This is a genomic window from Lysinibacillus sp. NPDC093712 (assembly GCF_050280025.1).
Lineage (GTDB): Bacteria > Bacillota > Bacilli > Bacillales_A > Planococcaceae > Lysinibacillus.
Map to the genome: position 1 here is coordinate 798,083 of NZ_JBNNUU010000001.1, position 16,261 is coordinate 814,343.

Annotated in this window: 16 protein-coding genes; 11 read left to right on the forward strand and 5 right to left on the reverse strand. The window is 34.9% G+C overall.

All coding sequences use genetic code 11. The features are described from left to right. Nucleotides 1-3: 3 nt before the first annotated feature. Nucleotides 4-1,587 carry an amidohydrolase gene (locus ACQKNX_RS04065; RefSeq protein WP_427427689.1) on the forward strand — a complete coding sequence of 528 codons (1,584 nt, stop codon included), beginning with the start codon at nucleotides 4-6 and terminating at the stop codon, nucleotides 1,585-1,587. A 55-nt stretch (nucleotides 1,588-1,642) separates the two neighbouring features. Here ACQKNX_RS04065 and ACQKNX_RS04070 read toward each other — a convergent pair whose 3' ends face one another. Continuing rightward, the gene (locus tag ACQKNX_RS04070; RefSeq protein WP_427427690.1) at nucleotides 1,643-1,852 is read right to left on the reverse strand and encodes a hypothetical protein; all 210 of its coding nucleotides are present in this window, start codon (nucleotides 1,850-1,852) and stop codon (nucleotides 1,643-1,645) included. Nucleotides 1,853-2,195: 343 nt separating this feature from the next. Here ACQKNX_RS04070 and ACQKNX_RS04075 point away from each other — a divergent pair, with 343 nt between their 5' ends. Both ACQKNX_RS04075 and ACQKNX_RS04080 read left to right on the forward strand, forming a co-directional pair. Further along, nucleotides 2,196-3,965 carry a glycerophosphoryl diester phosphodiesterase membrane domain-containing protein gene (locus ACQKNX_RS04075; protein WP_427427691.1) on the forward strand — a complete coding sequence of 590 codons (1,770 nt, stop codon included), beginning with the start codon at nucleotides 2,196-2,198 and terminating at the stop codon, nucleotides 3,963-3,965. 123 nt (nucleotides 3,966-4,088) lie between these two features. Beyond that, the gene (locus tag ACQKNX_RS04080; RefSeq protein WP_427427692.1) at nucleotides 4,089-5,030 is read left to right on the forward strand and encodes a stalk domain-containing protein; all 942 of its coding nucleotides are present in this window, start codon (nucleotides 4,089-4,091) and stop codon (nucleotides 5,028-5,030) included. 80 nt (nucleotides 5,031-5,110) lie between these two features. Here the strand turns inward: ACQKNX_RS04080 and ACQKNX_RS04085 are convergent, their stop codons facing one another. Continuing rightward, nucleotides 5,111-5,881: a TSUP family transporter gene (locus ACQKNX_RS04085; protein WP_427427693.1), complete on the reverse strand. Its 771-nt coding sequence runs from the start codon at nucleotides 5,879-5,881 to the stop codon at nucleotides 5,111-5,113. Between the two features lie 124 nt (nucleotides 5,882-6,005). On the opposite strand from ACQKNX_RS04085, the gene ACQKNX_RS04090 reads away from it, so the two are divergent. The 8 genes from ACQKNX_RS04090 (at nucleotide 6,006) to ACQKNX_RS04125 (ending at nucleotide 12,080) form a co-directional block, all read left to right on the forward strand. Continuing rightward, nucleotides 6,006-6,803 (forward strand): TrmB family transcriptional regulator, encoded by a 798-nt coding sequence (locus ACQKNX_RS04090; protein WP_427427694.1) that lies wholly within the window; start codon nucleotides 6,006-6,008, stop codon nucleotides 6,801-6,803. 196 nt (nucleotides 6,804-6,999) lie between these two features. After that, a complete protein-coding gene (locus tag ACQKNX_RS04095) occupies nucleotides 7,000-7,377 on the forward strand; it encodes an enoyl-CoA hydratase (RefSeq protein WP_427427695.1) in 378 nt (125 codons plus the stop codon). Nucleotides 7,378-7,401: 24 nt separating this feature from the next. After that, on the forward strand, nucleotides 7,402-8,370 hold the full coding sequence (locus ACQKNX_RS04100) for an MBL fold metallo-hydrolase (RefSeq protein WP_427427696.1): 969 nt from the start codon (nucleotides 7,402-7,404) through the stop codon (nucleotides 8,368-8,370). Between the two features lie 211 nt (nucleotides 8,371-8,581). Beyond that, nucleotides 8,582-9,190 (forward strand): class I SAM-dependent methyltransferase, encoded by a 609-nt coding sequence (locus ACQKNX_RS04105; protein ID WP_427427697.1) that lies wholly within the window; start codon nucleotides 8,582-8,584, stop codon nucleotides 9,188-9,190. Beyond that, the gene (locus tag ACQKNX_RS04110; RefSeq protein ID WP_427427698.1) at nucleotides 9,162-9,848 is read left to right on the forward strand and encodes a response regulator transcription factor; all 687 of its coding nucleotides are present in this window, start codon (nucleotides 9,162-9,164) and stop codon (nucleotides 9,846-9,848) included. Before ACQKNX_RS04105 ends, ACQKNX_RS04110 begins: the two co-directional genes overlap by 29 nt. After that, the gene (locus tag ACQKNX_RS04115) at nucleotides 9,845-10,933 is read left to right on the forward strand and encodes a sensor histidine kinase (RefSeq protein WP_427427699.1); all 1,089 of its coding nucleotides are present in this window, start codon (nucleotides 9,845-9,847) and stop codon (nucleotides 10,931-10,933) included. The genes ACQKNX_RS04110 and ACQKNX_RS04115 overlap by 4 nt, the downstream gene beginning before the upstream one ends. A gap of 202 nt (nucleotides 10,934-11,135) precedes the next feature. Then, the gene (locus tag ACQKNX_RS04120; RefSeq protein ID WP_427427700.1) at nucleotides 11,136-11,777 is read left to right on the forward strand and encodes a TVP38/TMEM64 family protein; all 642 of its coding nucleotides are present in this window, start codon (nucleotides 11,136-11,138) and stop codon (nucleotides 11,775-11,777) included. A 123-nt stretch (nucleotides 11,778-11,900) separates the two neighbouring features. After that, the gene (locus ACQKNX_RS04125) at nucleotides 11,901-12,080 is read left to right on the forward strand and encodes a sporulation protein Cse60 (protein WP_427427701.1); all 180 of its coding nucleotides are present in this window, start codon (nucleotides 11,901-11,903) and stop codon (nucleotides 12,078-12,080) included. Between the two features lie 423 nt (nucleotides 12,081-12,503). Here the strand turns inward: ACQKNX_RS04125 and fumC are convergent, their stop codons facing one another. From fumC to ACQKNX_RS04140, 3 genes are all read right to left on the reverse strand, one after another. Beyond that, a complete protein-coding gene (fumC, locus tag ACQKNX_RS04130) occupies nucleotides 12,504-13,892 on the reverse strand; it encodes a class II fumarate hydratase (RefSeq protein WP_427427702.1) in 1,389 nt (462 codons plus the stop codon). A gap of 296 nt (nucleotides 13,893-14,188) precedes the next feature. Then, nucleotides 14,189-14,407, reverse strand: coding sequence for a hypothetical protein (locus tag ACQKNX_RS04135; RefSeq protein WP_427427703.1), 219 nt, complete (start codon nucleotides 14,405-14,407; stop codon nucleotides 14,189-14,191). Between the two features lie 167 nt (nucleotides 14,408-14,574). Next, complete coding sequence (locus ACQKNX_RS04140) at nucleotides 14,575-16,194, reverse strand: ABC1 kinase family protein (protein WP_427427704.1); 1,620 nt, start codon at nucleotides 16,192-16,194, stop codon at nucleotides 14,575-14,577. Between the last annotated feature and the right edge of the window lie 67 nt (nucleotides 16,195-16,261).

Below are 16,261 nucleotides of genomic sequence, written 5' to 3' on the forward strand. Positions count from 1 at the left end.
TTGATGGCAACACTTTGGACAGGTGGAACAATTTATACGATGGAACGAGCGGGCGAAACAGTCGAAGCAGTTCTTGAAAAAGATGGACAAATTGTGGCGGTGGGCTCCGCTGATAGTTTATTACCACAAGCGACAACGGTAAGAGATTTACAAGGAAATGTGATGTACCCAGGGTTTGTAGACAGTCATTTACATATTATTGGCTATGGCGAAAAATTAATGCATATTGATGTTTCGAACGTAACGAGTAAGGAAGAATTGTTAAATATTATTCGTGACCGTCTGCAAGGCACTTCCGCAGAGCAATGGGTTGTTGCTATAGGCATGAATGAAACAGGTTATACAGAGCCAATTTTCCCAACTTTGTCGGAGCTTGATGCACTCGGTGAAGCCCATCTGATTATTAAACGTAGTTGCCATCATTTAATTTTGGCTAATTCTAAGGCACTTGCATTTGCTGGAATTACAAATGATACACCATCCCCAGAAGGTGGCATTATTGAAAAGAGTAATGGTCAATTAACAGGTGTTTTAAAAGATACAGCATTATATTTAATTGTTAACCATATGCCGTATTATACGCCTGAATATATTGAAGAAGCTCTTCAAAAGTCCGTAGCATCGCTTCAATCTTACGGCTTAGTAGGAGGTCATTCGGAAGATTTAAGTTACTTCGGACCTCCTAGTCAACCAATAAATGCTTATCGAAAAATAGTTGATGCTCAAAAATCATTTAAAGTGCATTTATTACAACATCATACAGTTTTTGAGGAAGTTGTTCTGTTAAATGAGCAATCAACACCATATGTTCAATTTGGTGCAATGAAAATCTTCGTCGATGGAGCTTTTGGCGGGCGTACGGCCGCTTTACGTGAACCATATTGTGACGACCCAAGCAATTATGGCATACTTGTTCATTCAACTGCACAATTAGAGCAGTATGTGCAACTTGCACGTCATTATGGACAAACAGTTGCTGTTCATGCAATCGGTGATTTAGCAATTGACATAATCTTAGATGTTTTCGCAGCATTTCCACCTCGTGAGGGGCAATTAGACCGATTAATTCATTGCAGTTTAGTTGATGAGGCTATTTTAGACAAGTTGGCAGCATTACCGATTGCTGTAGATATGCAACCACAGTTTGTGCAAGGAGAGTATTTAGCAGAGCTTGTAAAGTTAGGCGAGAAACGTGCACAAGGTCTACATCCATTAAAATCACTTCTAGACCGCGGACTGATCGTAGCAGGTGGTAGTGATGCGCCAATTGAAGTGCCGAATCCTTTATACGGCATTTATGCTGCAGTGACAAGACGAAATTTTGGTGAAAGCCACGATGGTTTTGGTCCTCAGGAGAAAATTTTACGCTTCGATGCAGTGCGTCTCTATACAGTAGGCTCTGCTGAAATAATTGCTCAGGAGCATACGAGAGGCAAAATAAAAGAAGGATATAGTGCTGATTTCACCGTATTCGAAGATGATATATTTGAGGTAGATATCGAAAAAGTTCCACATATTCAAGTTGCCTATACAGTTGTGGATGGTCGTATCGTATATGAAAATACAAAAAATCGTTGTGAGGCTTAGCCTCACAACGATTTTTTTAGTAACCAAATGTTTCAAATGACTAAAAGCGATTAATCTATCGTCTTTCTGATAGATCCTGCACTTGTCTCTCCAATTGTTTAACGCGTGTCGTAAGTTCATTTATTTGTTGTTGAAGCGTTTCTGGAGGAAGCGGTAGAGGGGTAGACTTTCCAATCTTAATCATCTTTATCAGAAAGAAAAACATAGCGCCTAAAATGACAAGAATAAAAATAGTACTAATAATATCACCGATGTAGAATTGCATCTAATTCCGCCTCCTAATTAGTTGTGATTCTTTATTTACTGAATCGGCTAACAAAAGGTTTCAAAAAATTATAGCTGTACCCCTCAAACATTTATCTCATCGTTCATGACAATTTCTTGCGTTTAACTTGCCTGAGCATAATTCCGCAACTTCTTTAAGTTTGGGATGAAAGCTTACATGAGCGTTTCAAGCAGTTCAAAAAATCTGGACGCTACAATATCGAGGCGCAATTGATAACATTTTCTATTTGAAAGATAACTTGAAATGAAAAACTTATCATACGTTATAAGAAGAAATAGCGTGAAAATGCTAGTAACGGTTAGTACGCGACAGGGGTGAGGAAATGCAAAAAGCACGTCAAATTATGCGACAAGCCATCTATAACATATACACGTATCGCACCGACTATATCCGAGTTTTCATTATGATACGTGTATTTCAGTTTTTATTAGTAATACCGGTGTCAACAGTCGTTTTGAAGCTAATGCTAAATGTGACGGGCTACACCCACATTACAGAACAAAATATACAAAGCTTTCTTATGCACCCCTTTGTCCTAGCTATGATGCTTCTTTTCGTATTGGTTGTCCTGCTGTTTATTTATTATGAGATGGGTTTTCTATTTATCATGGCTTTTAATCAGCAAAGGGGCATCCGTTATCGTTTTCTTACAATGTGGCAGCAATTAAATCGCAAGCTTGTCTACTTTTTTAGTCTGCAAATCATTTATTTAATCGTTTATATTGCCCTATTGTTACCTTTGGCTTCATTTTTGCTTCCTCTTACATTAACGCAAGGAATTACGTTACCTCACTTTATTACAAATGAAATTATGAGCACAAGTTTAGGAAGGGTACTTTATGCAGCTATAGCCAGTATATTAGTAATAGTAGGTATACGTAGCATTTTGACATTACCAATTTTTACAATACAGCCGAAAATATCTATTCGCCAATCGTTTCTACAAAGTTGGCGTTTTTCAAGACGAGGATTAGTTGAGCTACTCGTATTACTGACAATGGTTTTAACAGTTCATTTATTTCTTTTATTAGCTATTACAGTTGTCAGTACGTTACCTCTATTTTTCTTGGAACGCAATATGCCGAGTGCAGCACTTGTAACGGCAGGGCTTACACTCGCGTTTTTAGAAATGGTCTTTGTTGTGTTATTTAGTTTGTTGCAAGCAATGTTTTCGCAAGTAATGGTTGCCATTACTTATAATACTCGTAATGTGGCAATGCCAAGATATTCTTATAAAAGCAAACGCTATAACGCTTTGCCACTACTGCTTTGTATTATTTTTTCAATATTAAGCATCATGAATATATATTCGTTAGAAAAAAGTGTTTACGCACCAGATACAAAAATTATTGCACATCGAGGATACACAGCAGGAAACGTAGAAAACACCATTAGCGGGCTTGTTAGTGCGGCTAATGCAGGTGCAGATATAATTGAACTAGATATTCAGCAAACGGTGGATGGGGAATTCGTCGTTTTTCATGATCGTACATTAAGGCGCTTAGCTGGTAAAAATGGAGTCGTCGCAAATATGACATTAAGTGATCTAAAAACAATCACTATCTATGAAAATGGTTTAACCGATAAAATTTCATCTTTAGATGATTTTATAGAAATCGCAAAAGCTCTTGATGTTACATTGCTAATTGAACTAAAAGTACACGGTAAAGAAAGGGAAGACCTATTGCCTCGATTAGTAGAAAAGTTGCGAGCCTATAAAGTGCTTGATACGTACTATGTACAGTCCTCAGATTCACAATTGATGACACAGTTAAAAATTTTAACACCTAATTTGCGGGTAGGAATAGTTTATGCGCTTAATATTGGACCGATAGATGATTTAAATGTGGATTTTATTGCATTAGAAGAATCATGGGTGAATGAGGACTTAATTACAGAACTAAAGGCACAACATATGGATCTATTTGTTTGGACATTAAACAAAGATCGTTCATTACAAGAGTTTATTGAGAAAAATGTCTCGGGTGTGATTACGGATCATCCAGATGTGGCATTAGAAATAAGATCAAAGCAAAATGAGCAACAATATTTTTTACAACGGATATTAAATAGATTGTCCTTTGTTTTCTAGCTCGTTAAATCATAAATATTCTACTATTTGACGGACATAAAAATAATTTGGCAATAATGTAACCTTTTTCTTTTGAAATCGACTACTTCATTGAATTCGTGAAATGAAGGAGATGTATTTTTTATGAAAATGACTAAGGTCGTACCATTTGCAATGACAGCATTATTACTAGGGAGTGTGGCTATCGCTCCATCAGCATCAGCAAACGGAGGAGAAGCAGTTGTGACAAATGCTCCACAACAAGATGAACAAAGCCCACAAGTGCAGCCGATTTTTATAAAAGTAGCTGGTACTATTGAGAATGTAGAAGAACGTAACAATGCGACTTATTATACAACGAAAGATGGAGAAAATACGAACGTATTTGTTGTAAATAAGGACACACTTATTTTTGATAATACGGGGAAAGAAGTAAAGCTTCAAAAAGGAGATAAAGTAACGGCTTATACGTACGCAAATAAGCCAATGCTGCTGATCTATCCACCACAATATAACCCTGAAGTTATCATTGTAGAATCGAAAGAAATGGGCAGTGTGACTGTTGACTTTTTCGATAAAGATTTAGTAAATACGGATAACAGTCTAAAATTAAACGTTGGGGAAGAAACAGTAGTCCAAAGCCAATCAGGTAAAGAAGTATCAGCTAAAGATTTAGCAGAGCAACATTTACTTGTGTTCTATACAATTACAACAAGAAGTATCCCAGCACAAACACCGCCAACAAAAGTAATCGTGTTAGACGCTACAGCTGAAGAACAAGGTGAAGTAGGAGAGGAAGCTTCCTTTAATTCAGCAGTTCAAGAAATTATTAAAAATGATTTCTATGATATTGATGGTACAACTATGGTGCCTTTACGATTAATTGCTGAAGAACTTGGCTTTAAAGTAGAATCAACAGGAACTGGCGCAATTATTTCAAAAGGCGCATTATCTTATACAATTACACGTGGTGAAAAAGCATATGGCTACAATAAAGCTCTACGTCACTTTGAGGTAGCACCTGCTTTATTAGAACCAACAAAAACATATGTACCTGTTGAATTTTTTGAGGAATTAATGCAATAACATATTAAAACCCCCTCCAATGGTTTTTGGAGGGGGTTATTTATGTTCGAAAATTCAGAATTGTTTTGGTGCCTGGCACTTTAACTGAAAAAATAGTCATATGTGTTTTTTAAAAGAAGGGTCATTGTGACAATTATGAACAATTTCCGCACAAAAGTACTGCCTTTTTTTATGGCGAACTGTGTCCCCACAATAGCGCCAAAAATTTGAGCAATCCCCATAATAAATCCATATATATAATGAACTTCGTCTAAATAGACAAACATAAGAAGTGCTGCCATATTACTTCCCAAATTTAAAAACTTTGCATTTCCAGCCGCCTTTAAAAAATCTAAACCAAGCATTAAAAAAGTAAAGATAAAAAAGGAACCTGTACCTGGTCCTAAAAACCCATCATAAAAGCCAATCGCTAATAGTAAAAAGATTAATCCGAAAATCCGAACAGGTGACAGTTTTTTTATTGTAGTGCTGCCTCCCCAATCCTTTTTAAAAATCGTGTAAACGCCTACAGCAGCAAGCATTATGAGCATTAAAGGTTTTAATATATCTGGGCTAATTAATGTAACGGACCAAGCTCCTATAAGTGACCCAATAAATGCTAGTGGGAAATACTTTATGACAGATCCAAAATCGAGTTTTCCAGAACGATAAAAAGAAATAACAGAAGTTAATGACCCCATCGTACCTGCGAGTTTGTTTGTTGCAACAGCAGCTGTCGGATTTAACCCTACAAATAAAAGAGCTGGCAGCGCTATTAAACCCCCACCTCCAACAACAGAATCAATAAATGCGGCTAGAAAGCCAAGTAATATCAGGATAGTTAAAACTTGTGGATCTAAATCAAATATCATATTGTCACTCTTTTCATTTTAGTTACTACTGTAATAGTAACTAAAATAAATTTATAAGTAAAGACTATTTTCATTCGCAATTAGATGAATAGATTTACTATAATGAAACAAATGGAGGTAATGGATGATGGAGTTAATTTCCCAATTGAAGCAATTAGGGTATACAGAATATGAAGCGAAAGCATACATAGCGCTTGTACAAAATAATAATGTGACGGCATATCAAGTGAGTAAAGATTCTAAAGTTCCACGAGCACGTGTATACGATACGCTCAATCAATTGGTTGAAAAAGGACTAGTTATGAAGGAAGAGACACCTGATCAAACAACCTATTCAGCGATACCAATTTCTATTTTTATACAAAAAACAAAGCAACAATGGCAATCCAATTTTACGTCCATTACGGATCAATTAAAAATTTTAGAACAAAAAAAGAAAGAAGAAGAAAATCAAATATTAATCATTCGAGATAAGGATACAATTCTTAGCTTTTGTACTGCGATGTTAAAACGAGCGAAAGAAAAAGTACTCATTTCAATGTGGGATGACGTCTATAATATATTACGCGAGGACTTAGAGGAAATCGGGAAAAAAGTACCCATTCATGGCATAACAATAAATGTAGACAACCCAATAGCTGCTGTAGACCAACATCGAACAACAAACTATATTAAAGCACAAACAACTGCCCATTGGTTTATTATCGCTGTTGATGGAAACGAAATGATTTATGGCCCATCACCTTTTCGCAAAGATTTAGCTTTTTTTACTGATGATGCTTTTCATATTAACTTTTTAGAAGATTATATTTGGCATGACGTACTTGTCAATCGATTAGTAAAAAGAAGTGACGATAATTTGAATGATTGGATTACGAAAGAAAGAAGTTCATTTTTTTTAGAAAACAACAATAACAATTGACTGACTTTCAAATTTTATTAAAAATTTCATTTAGCCACCTAGTTTACCTCTTAAAGGACACTAGGTGGCTACTTTTATTACAAAATGTTAATACTCTAAGATTTTTTCTTAATTGTTACTCTAAAAATACTAGTTTCAAAAATTGAATTACTTCAACATTCAGTCTACAATTTGGATTATATAGAGGGGGGAAATGATGACAGTACAAGTAGGTGAAAAGATTACATTTGAACGTACGTTTACAATGGAAGACGTTGAATTATTTACAATGGTATCCAAAGATGAAGGGGTTCATCATATTACACCAGATGAACAAAGTCGTTTTGTTGTGCAGGGGCTTTTGACAGCTACGCTCCCAACAAAAGTGGGTGGTGACTTTAACGTATTAGCCCGTACAATGAATTTCGAATTTTTACGTCCCGTTTTTAGTGGTGATACCATTCGGTGTGATGTCATAATTGAACAATTTGAAGCAGATGAAAAAAATCGTCAGGCGATTAGTTCAACATTTTCCTGCATAAATCAACTCAACAAAGAGGTATTAAAGGGAAGCTTTTCTGGCATTATTCTATAAAAGTATAGAAGTGGAGGCTAACACATGAAAACTGCAAATATTATGTTTTTTGAACGTCCGTTTCCAAGTGCCAATAGCATTGTAATTCAAGATGATCAAACCTTTTTAGTAGATACGGGCTTTGGCAGTGATGTGCTCCAAACAGAGAAACTTTTATCCGATGCTGGGATATTACCAAAGCAAATAAATGGTATTATCAATACACATTATCATAGTGATCATGTTGGGGGAAATCATTATTTTCAACAGCAGTATGACCTACCGATTGCTGCACATCTTTGGGAGGGGGAAATGGTGAATCAACGTGATATAGAGTCATGTGGTTCCCAATATTTAGATCAACCTGTAGAACAATATGTCGTACAACAGCTACTTATAGATGAACAGGAAATTTTGACGGGGAAAAGTGCTCTTAAGGTTATACATACACCAGGACATACATTGGGGCATATAGCTTTATATGAACAACAGCAACAGATACTAATTTGTGGTGATTTGTTTCAATACAATGATGTAGGTTGGTTGAATATTTTTCGTGAAGGTACAAATAGTGTAAGACGTTCTTACGAAAGTTTAGAGCGACTTGCTAAATTGCCAATAAAAATAGCCTATCCTGGCCATGGACGAGCAATTGAGGACCCATTACTAATGATAGACAAAGCAAGAGAACGACTTGAAAAGTGGATGATATCTCCTGAAAAAATGGCTTGGCACGCATGTAAGCGAATTTTTTCGTTTACACTAATGCTGAAAAATGGATTAACGAGCAAAGAAATTCCACCTTATTTACTTGGCTGTGGCTGGTTTCATGATTTTGCCGTGCACGTTTTCCGTTTAGAGCCTAAGGAATTTGTCCAGCTATTACTTGATGAAATGATTCGCTCTAAAGCAGCCATATGGCAACAGGACAAGTTATTTGCGACAGCACCATACGAAGTACCGAATTCAAAATGGATAGAAGAAGATTGGAAGCCTATTAATTGGACAAGGTGATGAAACAATTTTTACAAATATAAATAAGGAACAGTATTAGAAGAGAAGGAGGTTCTAATACTGTTTCTTTTTTTATTTGCTTTAAACGAATTAAATTGTCTTAGAGGTAATTAAAAGAAATGTTAAGGATTCTTAAGAATTTTCGATATATCCTCTTAAGGTTTGAATTTTAAAGTATCATTATCAATTCAAACTAATGGGGTGAATAAGTGTGAAAAACTTTTCTTTCTTAACTCAATTTTTCGCGAATCCAAAAACAATTGGAGCCATTCTTCCAAGCTCAAGTTTTCTCGGTGATAAAATGATTGAAAAAATTGATTTTAATGTAGCAAATTATATTGTTGAATATGGGCCAGGTACAGGCGTGTTCACAGAAAAATTGCTTGAAAAAAGAAACCTTAATACAGTAATTTTATTAGTGGAAAATAACATAACCTTTTGTTCATTGCTTAAAGAACGATATAAAGGAATAGATAACGTACACATTAAACATGGATCTGCAGAAAATATTGCACAATATTTGAAGGAGTATAATATTCCATATGTCGATTATGTTATCTCTGGGCTTCCTTTTTCAAGTTTGCCAAGCAAAATATCCTACGAGATTTTATTAAACACTTCAAAAAGTATAAAAGATAATGGCATGTTTATTACATTCCAATATACAAAATTAAAAAAGGCATTTATTCAACAGTTTTTTGCCAAATTAGAAATGACAAAAGAATATAGAAATTGGCCACCTGCCTACGTTTTTAGCTGTTCGGTGTCAAAAAAACATATGGAGGAACTTGATGATGTCAAGAATACTAATTGTCGATGATGATCAAGCGATAAGAAATCTTATTTCGGTATATTTAGAAAACGAAGGTATGCAAACCGAAAAGGTAGAAGATGCAGTTGAAGCATTAAAGATGCTCGAAAAAAATAAGTTTGATTTAATACTTTTAGATATAATGATGCCGAAAATGGATGGTATAGAAGCATGTTTGAAGATTAGAGAAGAACGCAGTATGCCTATCATTATGCTCTCTGCAAAATCGGAGGATATGGATAAAATCAAAGGTCTCGCTGCTGGGGCTGATGATTATTTATCTAAACCATTTAACCCACTGGAGTTAATAGCTAGGGTGAAATCTCAATTAAGAAGATATAAAAAGTATAATACAGATTCATCTGTTGAAAAGAGCGTGTTGGAAATAGGTGATTTAACTATCAATACAGATACACGTCAGGTTTGGGTAAAAAGCAAAGAAATTAGATTGACGCCAAAAGAGTTTGATATTTTAGAACTTCTAGCTCGGAACAAAGGAATTGTCTTAAGTGTTGCCAAAATCTATGAGGCGGTTTGGAAGAATGACTTTTTTAAATCTGATAATACGGTGATGGTACACATTACAAAAATTAGAGACAAAATAGAGGAGGACCCAAAACATCCAATATACATTAAGACAATTTGGGGAGTAGGATATAAAATATGACAACGCTTAAGCTTCGTAATAAACTTTCTTTTCAGCTCCTCGTGATGATTGTAATCAGTTTATTCGGCACTATTTTAGTGATGAGCATTTTATCTAGACCTATATTTGAATTAATAAGATTGACTATGAACAATAAGGATCTCGTTGTAGTTCAAGCAAGTGTTGCCTTTTTTGGGTGGTTTTCAGTTGCAATCGTAACTTTTGTACTAATTTTTATCATGCTAGTGAGGAAAAAAATTATGTATTTAAAGTTAATTTCCGATACCGTTCAACATATTGCCAGTGGACAATTAGGGCAAACAATTGAGATTAAAGGTAAGGACGAATTGTCGCAGCTAGCGCACAACATCAATTATATGTCTAAGGAGTTAGAACATAAATTCATACATGAAAGACAAATAGAAAAAGAAAAAAACGAGCTTATTACAAATATATCCCATGATTTACGGACACCCTTGACATCAATTATTGGTTATTTGAATTTAATAAAAGATGGACAATATAAAAATCAAGAACAACTACAGGAATTTTTCGAAACGCTTTATTCCAAATCGCAAAGATTAAAACTCTTGATAGATGAACTATTTGAATTTACTCGTTTATCGGGTACTGATGTGATGTTAAATTTGTCTAATGTTGACATGGCGAGCTTACTGCAACAAATCGTTGGTGAGTATATTCCGATATTTGAGGAACAACAATTGAATGTTCAAATTTCAATAACTGAGGAAGACATACCTGTTTTAATTGATATTGAAAAAATCGTTCGGGTGTATGAAAACCTTTTTATAAATGCAATAAAATACAGCCAAAAGCCTTCTGATATCTTTATTTCGTTTGAGGCTGAAAGTAACACAGCTGTTTTAAAAGTATCAAACAGAATGGAATCTCCCCCGATGGATGATGTCAATAAAATGTTTGAACGGTTTTTTACAGGGGATAAAGCAAGAATGGACGCAAAAGGTACTGGTCTTGGATTGTCTATTTCTAAAAGAATCATTGAACTTCATCAAGGGGATTTACGCGCGGTATACAAGGATAGCTGGATAACGTTTATTGTTATGCTCCCTATTGAGGAACAATAATTTAATGAAGTAGCTGGGATGTGCACGCTGATACATCTCTTTTTTAGTCCCGACTTTTAATAATCACTGTGTAACCTTATTTATCATACATTGACATATGTATATATTGCTCTTCTTAAGAATCCTTAATGATTTCAACGCGTATTTCTTAATATTCAATTCCTATTATGTGTTTATTGAAAGTGTTGAGGAGAGTGTAGAAATGACAAAGAAACTAATCATAATTGTTATTTGGTTCGTATTCATTTATATATTAAAGCATTTTCAGTTACTGCCACTTGATTTGAATACACTAAATGATTTTGTTTCGGACAATAAAAATTATGCATATTTATTGTTTATTGGCCTTTGGATAATTAGACTGATATTTCTTATTCCAGGTACAACGCTATTGATTTTGGGGGGAGTTTGTTTCCAGCCCATTGAGGCTTTTATGTTATCAACTGTAGGCATTGTATTGAGTGAAACGTTCGTCTATATACTTTCAAAAAGTTTTGCTGGAAATAGGCTAACTAAATATTTAGATAATAGGTACCCCGACTTGAATAATTTATTAGAAACGTACAATTACAAACTTTTAGCAATAGGCGTTATATGTCCGATAGCACCAGCAGATGTGATCTGTTTTTTGTCCGCATCTGTAGGGATAAAGTATTCAACTTACATTTTTACTGTTATTATTGCGAGTACCCCTTTAAGAATACTATATAGTTATATGGGCAGTAATCTTCATGAATATACAGTTGGTTTAGTGTTTGTAATCATTTCATTAATTTTAGTATTCGCAGCATCGATAAAAATTTGGAATTCGCTTAAACAAAAACGATTAGAGCTGCATCAATAGTTTAGTTGAGTTAAGAGTCAGATTTGTGTAGTCAGGCTCTTAGCTTTCTATCATTAATATTCAATCTATTATATTGGCAAATCTACCCATTTAATATATGATGAATGTAGCGAGGTGATAAAAATGGCACGATTAAGAACGAACATACTTGAGGCGAGAGATAAAGATACGCTTGAAAACATGATTAATAGATTTTTATATGATTTACCAGAAGGAGATTTTATAGACATTAAGTTTTCTACATATACTTTTTATGATAAGCACAGTGTTTATACAGCCCTTATTCTTTTTAAAATTACATAGAAGTCACATCATACTTTGATGTGGCTTTTTCTTTTTATGAGTGCTTTCTATCATAGACTGGAATGATAAATAGGTAAGTTAAGGATGAGTATGAGGAGTAAAGTGAAAAAATTTTTTATCGTGTTATCAGTGGCATTTGTATTAGCCGTAGTAAATCCAACAACATCACAAGCGAAAGTGATGTATGATGGGCAGAAATAGTCAAAGCACAAACAGGAAAAATGACGTTTTCAAAAGATGTGAAAGTATATAAGAAAAATACCAATGGCCAGTTTGAATCGATACTAGTTAAAAAAGGAAAATACTTCCGCGTATAACGTTAAAGGATTAATTAGGATTTTCAGACAAAGGAAAAAGCCTTGATGGAATATCAAGGCTTTTTGTTATGTGCAGTTCGCTTTAATTTCCCCTACACGTATATCATTATGCATTTGGATAAATCATTGTAGCTGGGTCAACGTATTCATTAAATTGTTCTTCTGTTAACAAGCCAGAAGCAATGGCAGCTTCTTTTAATGTAGTGCCTTCTTTATGTGCTTTTTTCGCAATTTTAGCGGCATTTTCATAGCCAATATAAGGATTTAACGCAGTTACTAGCATTAAGGAATTTTGCAAGTTATGATCAAGCACTTCAATGTTTGGTTCGATACCAATAGCACAGTTATCATTGAATGATTTCATCGTATCGGCCAGTAGGCGAGTTGATTGTAAGAAATTATAAATGATGACTGGTTTAAAGACGTTAAGTTCAAAATTCCCTTGGGAAGCGGCAAAGGCAATCGTTGCATCATTGCCAACGACTTGCGTCACGACCATTGTCATCGCTTCACTTTGAGTTGGATTCACTTTACCTGGCATAATGGATGAGCCGGGTTCATTTTCTGGAATGGTAATTTCACCGATACCAGAACGGGGACCACTTGCTAACCAACGAACGTCATTGGCGATTTTCATCAAGTCCGCAGCGAGTGCTTTTAATGCACCATGTGCCACGACAGCTTCGTCATGACTTGTGAGTGCGTGAAACTTGTTTGCTGCAGATGTGAATTGTTTGCCTGTCAGCTCGCTAATTTCAGCGGCTACACGGTCACCGAATTCCGGATGTGCGTTAATACCAGTACCGACAGCCGTACCACCAATTGCAAGCTCCTTCATGTATTCTACATTATGTTTAATCATTTGCTCAGATTTGCCCAACATTGCGGACCAGCCACTTATTTCTTGACCTAATGTCAGTGGCGTAGCATCTTGTAAATGGGTACGTCCAATTTTAATAATATCTTTAAACTTCTCAGCTTTTTCATCGAACGTTGCTTTTAATAAGCGAAGGCGAGGCAGTAAATAATCTTCTACTTTTAGTACTGCTGCAATATGCAACGCCGTCGGGAATGTATCGTTGGAGCTTTGTGATTTATTGACATCATCATTTGGATGAATTCGGTCAGATTCGCCTGCATCCTGTAAAATTTGATTTGCACGATGCGCAATAACTTCGTTTACATTCATATTGGATTGTGTACCACTACCTGTTTGCCATACAACAAGTGGGAACTGGTCATCCCATTGACCATTTAAAATTTCATCTGCTGCTTGCACAATAGCATTGGCTTTAATATCTGAAAGTTTTTCTAATTTATTATTCGCAAGTGCTGCACTTTTTTTTAGAATAGCCATTGCTTGAATAAGTTCAATAGGCATTTGCTCAGTGCCGATTTGGAAATTTTCCTTACTGCGTTGAGTTTGCGCACCCCATATTTTATTGGCAGGTACTTTGATTTCACCCATAGTGTCTTTTTCGATACGATAATCCATTTAGAACAGCTCCTTCGATTTATGTAATGAAAAAACGGACATTCTTAGTCTGATGTAAGAATATCCGTTTAATGCATGTTTATTTCAAAAAATAAGGGGGGATTCTGAAATAAACAAAAATAGAGAAAAGAAATAATCTATATGATAATGATAATTGTTATCAATTAAAAAGTCAATCTTTCTGCTCGATAAATTACATTGAATGAGAATAAGTCGCACTGTGGTTGGTATAGATAAAATAATTTACCCCTTTTATTTGTTGATAAACTTGTTCACACATGGAAATAGGGAAGAAACTATCTTTTTTTCTTCCCTAAATCTTTTGTTAAAGTTTGCTTTTTCGGAATTTTTTCAAACAATACATTTACATGATACTGGCGCTCATCGATTTGAATAACCTCGATTACTTTAGCTTTACGCCCTTTTAGTTGAATGTTTTCGTCCACATTGGGAATACGAATTAATAACTGATTTAAAATCGAGGACTTATTTTCATAAAAATGAACAACATGCATATTCACAGTTCTCCTTATTCTGTATTTTAGTCAATTTATGAAATAGTAAAAGAATATAGAACTATTGATAGAGAGGGAAAGTCGAGAAATGCGTGGCGTACAGAATTAAAATAAGCCTCCTAAACCTTAGGAGGCAATACTAATGCAATGCGAACGGGCGCTGTTTTTTACAATGTTTTGTTATACATACGTTTTAACCATTTTCGTTGCTTCCAACTACTCACAATATATAAGAGAATGGAGAGTGACAATAACACCGTGGATGCTTTATACATTATTGAGAAATGTAAATACTTTCCAGTTAAAATACCGACTAATGCTAAAACAGCTAATATGAAAATTTGCCTTTTTTGATTTTCATAGATGGAAAAGACAAAATCCCTGTGTTGCAAAGATTCCTTTTGGATTAATATACGCTGGGGCGTTTCCACGAGATCTTGCAAAGAATGAAAAATTTTAAATATTGGTAACGCATTAAGCCATTGTAAAATGGATTTCCAATTATTTGAGCTTCCTTGTTTTACCCAATCAGAAAATACAGGTTTAATAATATCTAAAATTTCTTTCTCTGGATTAATAGTTAGCAGCATGCCTTCAATTGTCACAAATGAGCGTCCTAAAAAAATAAATCGAGTCGGTACTTGTATAGGCAGCAGTTTGATTATGTCGTTCATTTCTTTTTTGACGGCAAATAAGTCCATTTCTTTTATCTTATTTAGATCCAGTAGTAGTACTTCCTTAAGTAGATTTTCAATAATTTTTAAATCTGCGCCTGGTAGTAAAAAACCCAAATTTTTTAATGTTTCTGCCGCCTGCGCATAATTTTTCAAAAAAATGGCCTGCATTAAATTTTGAAAATTAGCTGCGTCCTTTCTTGAAATTTCGCCGACCATACCAAAATCCAGAAGTACAATCGTACCATCAGACTTAACTAAAACATTTCCAGCATGAGGATCTGCATGAAAAATGCCTGCCTCTAACCATTGAGGCAAAAAAACGTGCATTAATTGCTTTGATAAAGCTTCTTTATCAATTTGATTTGTTGATAAAAATACACTATCCGTTATTCTAGCACCATCTATCCAATCCATTACTAATACTTGAGAAGTGCTAATATCGGGATAAGCAGTAGGAATCGTAAGCTGTTGAATGGATTCAAAGCGTTCTCTGAAATGCTTCATTGTAGCTAACTCTTTTTTGAAATCCAATTCGCGACCTATAACAGATTTGAGTTCATTAAAGAGCATTTTAAAATTGATAAACTCCTTAGGAATAGGTGCAAAATATTGTGCAAACCAAATAATTATTGCTAATGAACGAAAATCAGTTCGCATAATTGATGGGATGGATGGACGTTGTACTTTGATTGCAACATTTGTGCCGTCTTTTAGCTTTCCGCGATAAACCTCTCCAATAGAGGCTGAGGCCACAGCCTTTGTTTCAATAGAAAGAAGCACATTATCTATAGGTTTTCCCCATTCTTTTTCCAATACACGTTGAATGTCCTCCCAAGGAGAGGCAGGTACTTGATCAACTAGATCCTGTATTTGACTAATAAAACTTTTCGGCAGTAAATCCTCGCGAATACTTAAAAGTTGCCCGACCTTAATTAACACGCCTTCGAGCTCAAATAAAGTTTGGCGAAATTGTCGACCAAGCTTCTCCCATAACAATTCCCATTGTGTATCTGATTTTTTTCGAAAACGATACCAATAAACTTGAAGAAACATGGAAAACGCAAAGGAAAGTATTTTCCACATTCGAAACCAGCTTTTCCTGTTTTTCATACGACATCCCCCGGTTTTATCAGATTAATAGATAGATTATAAATTATAACTAAATCATACACCAATT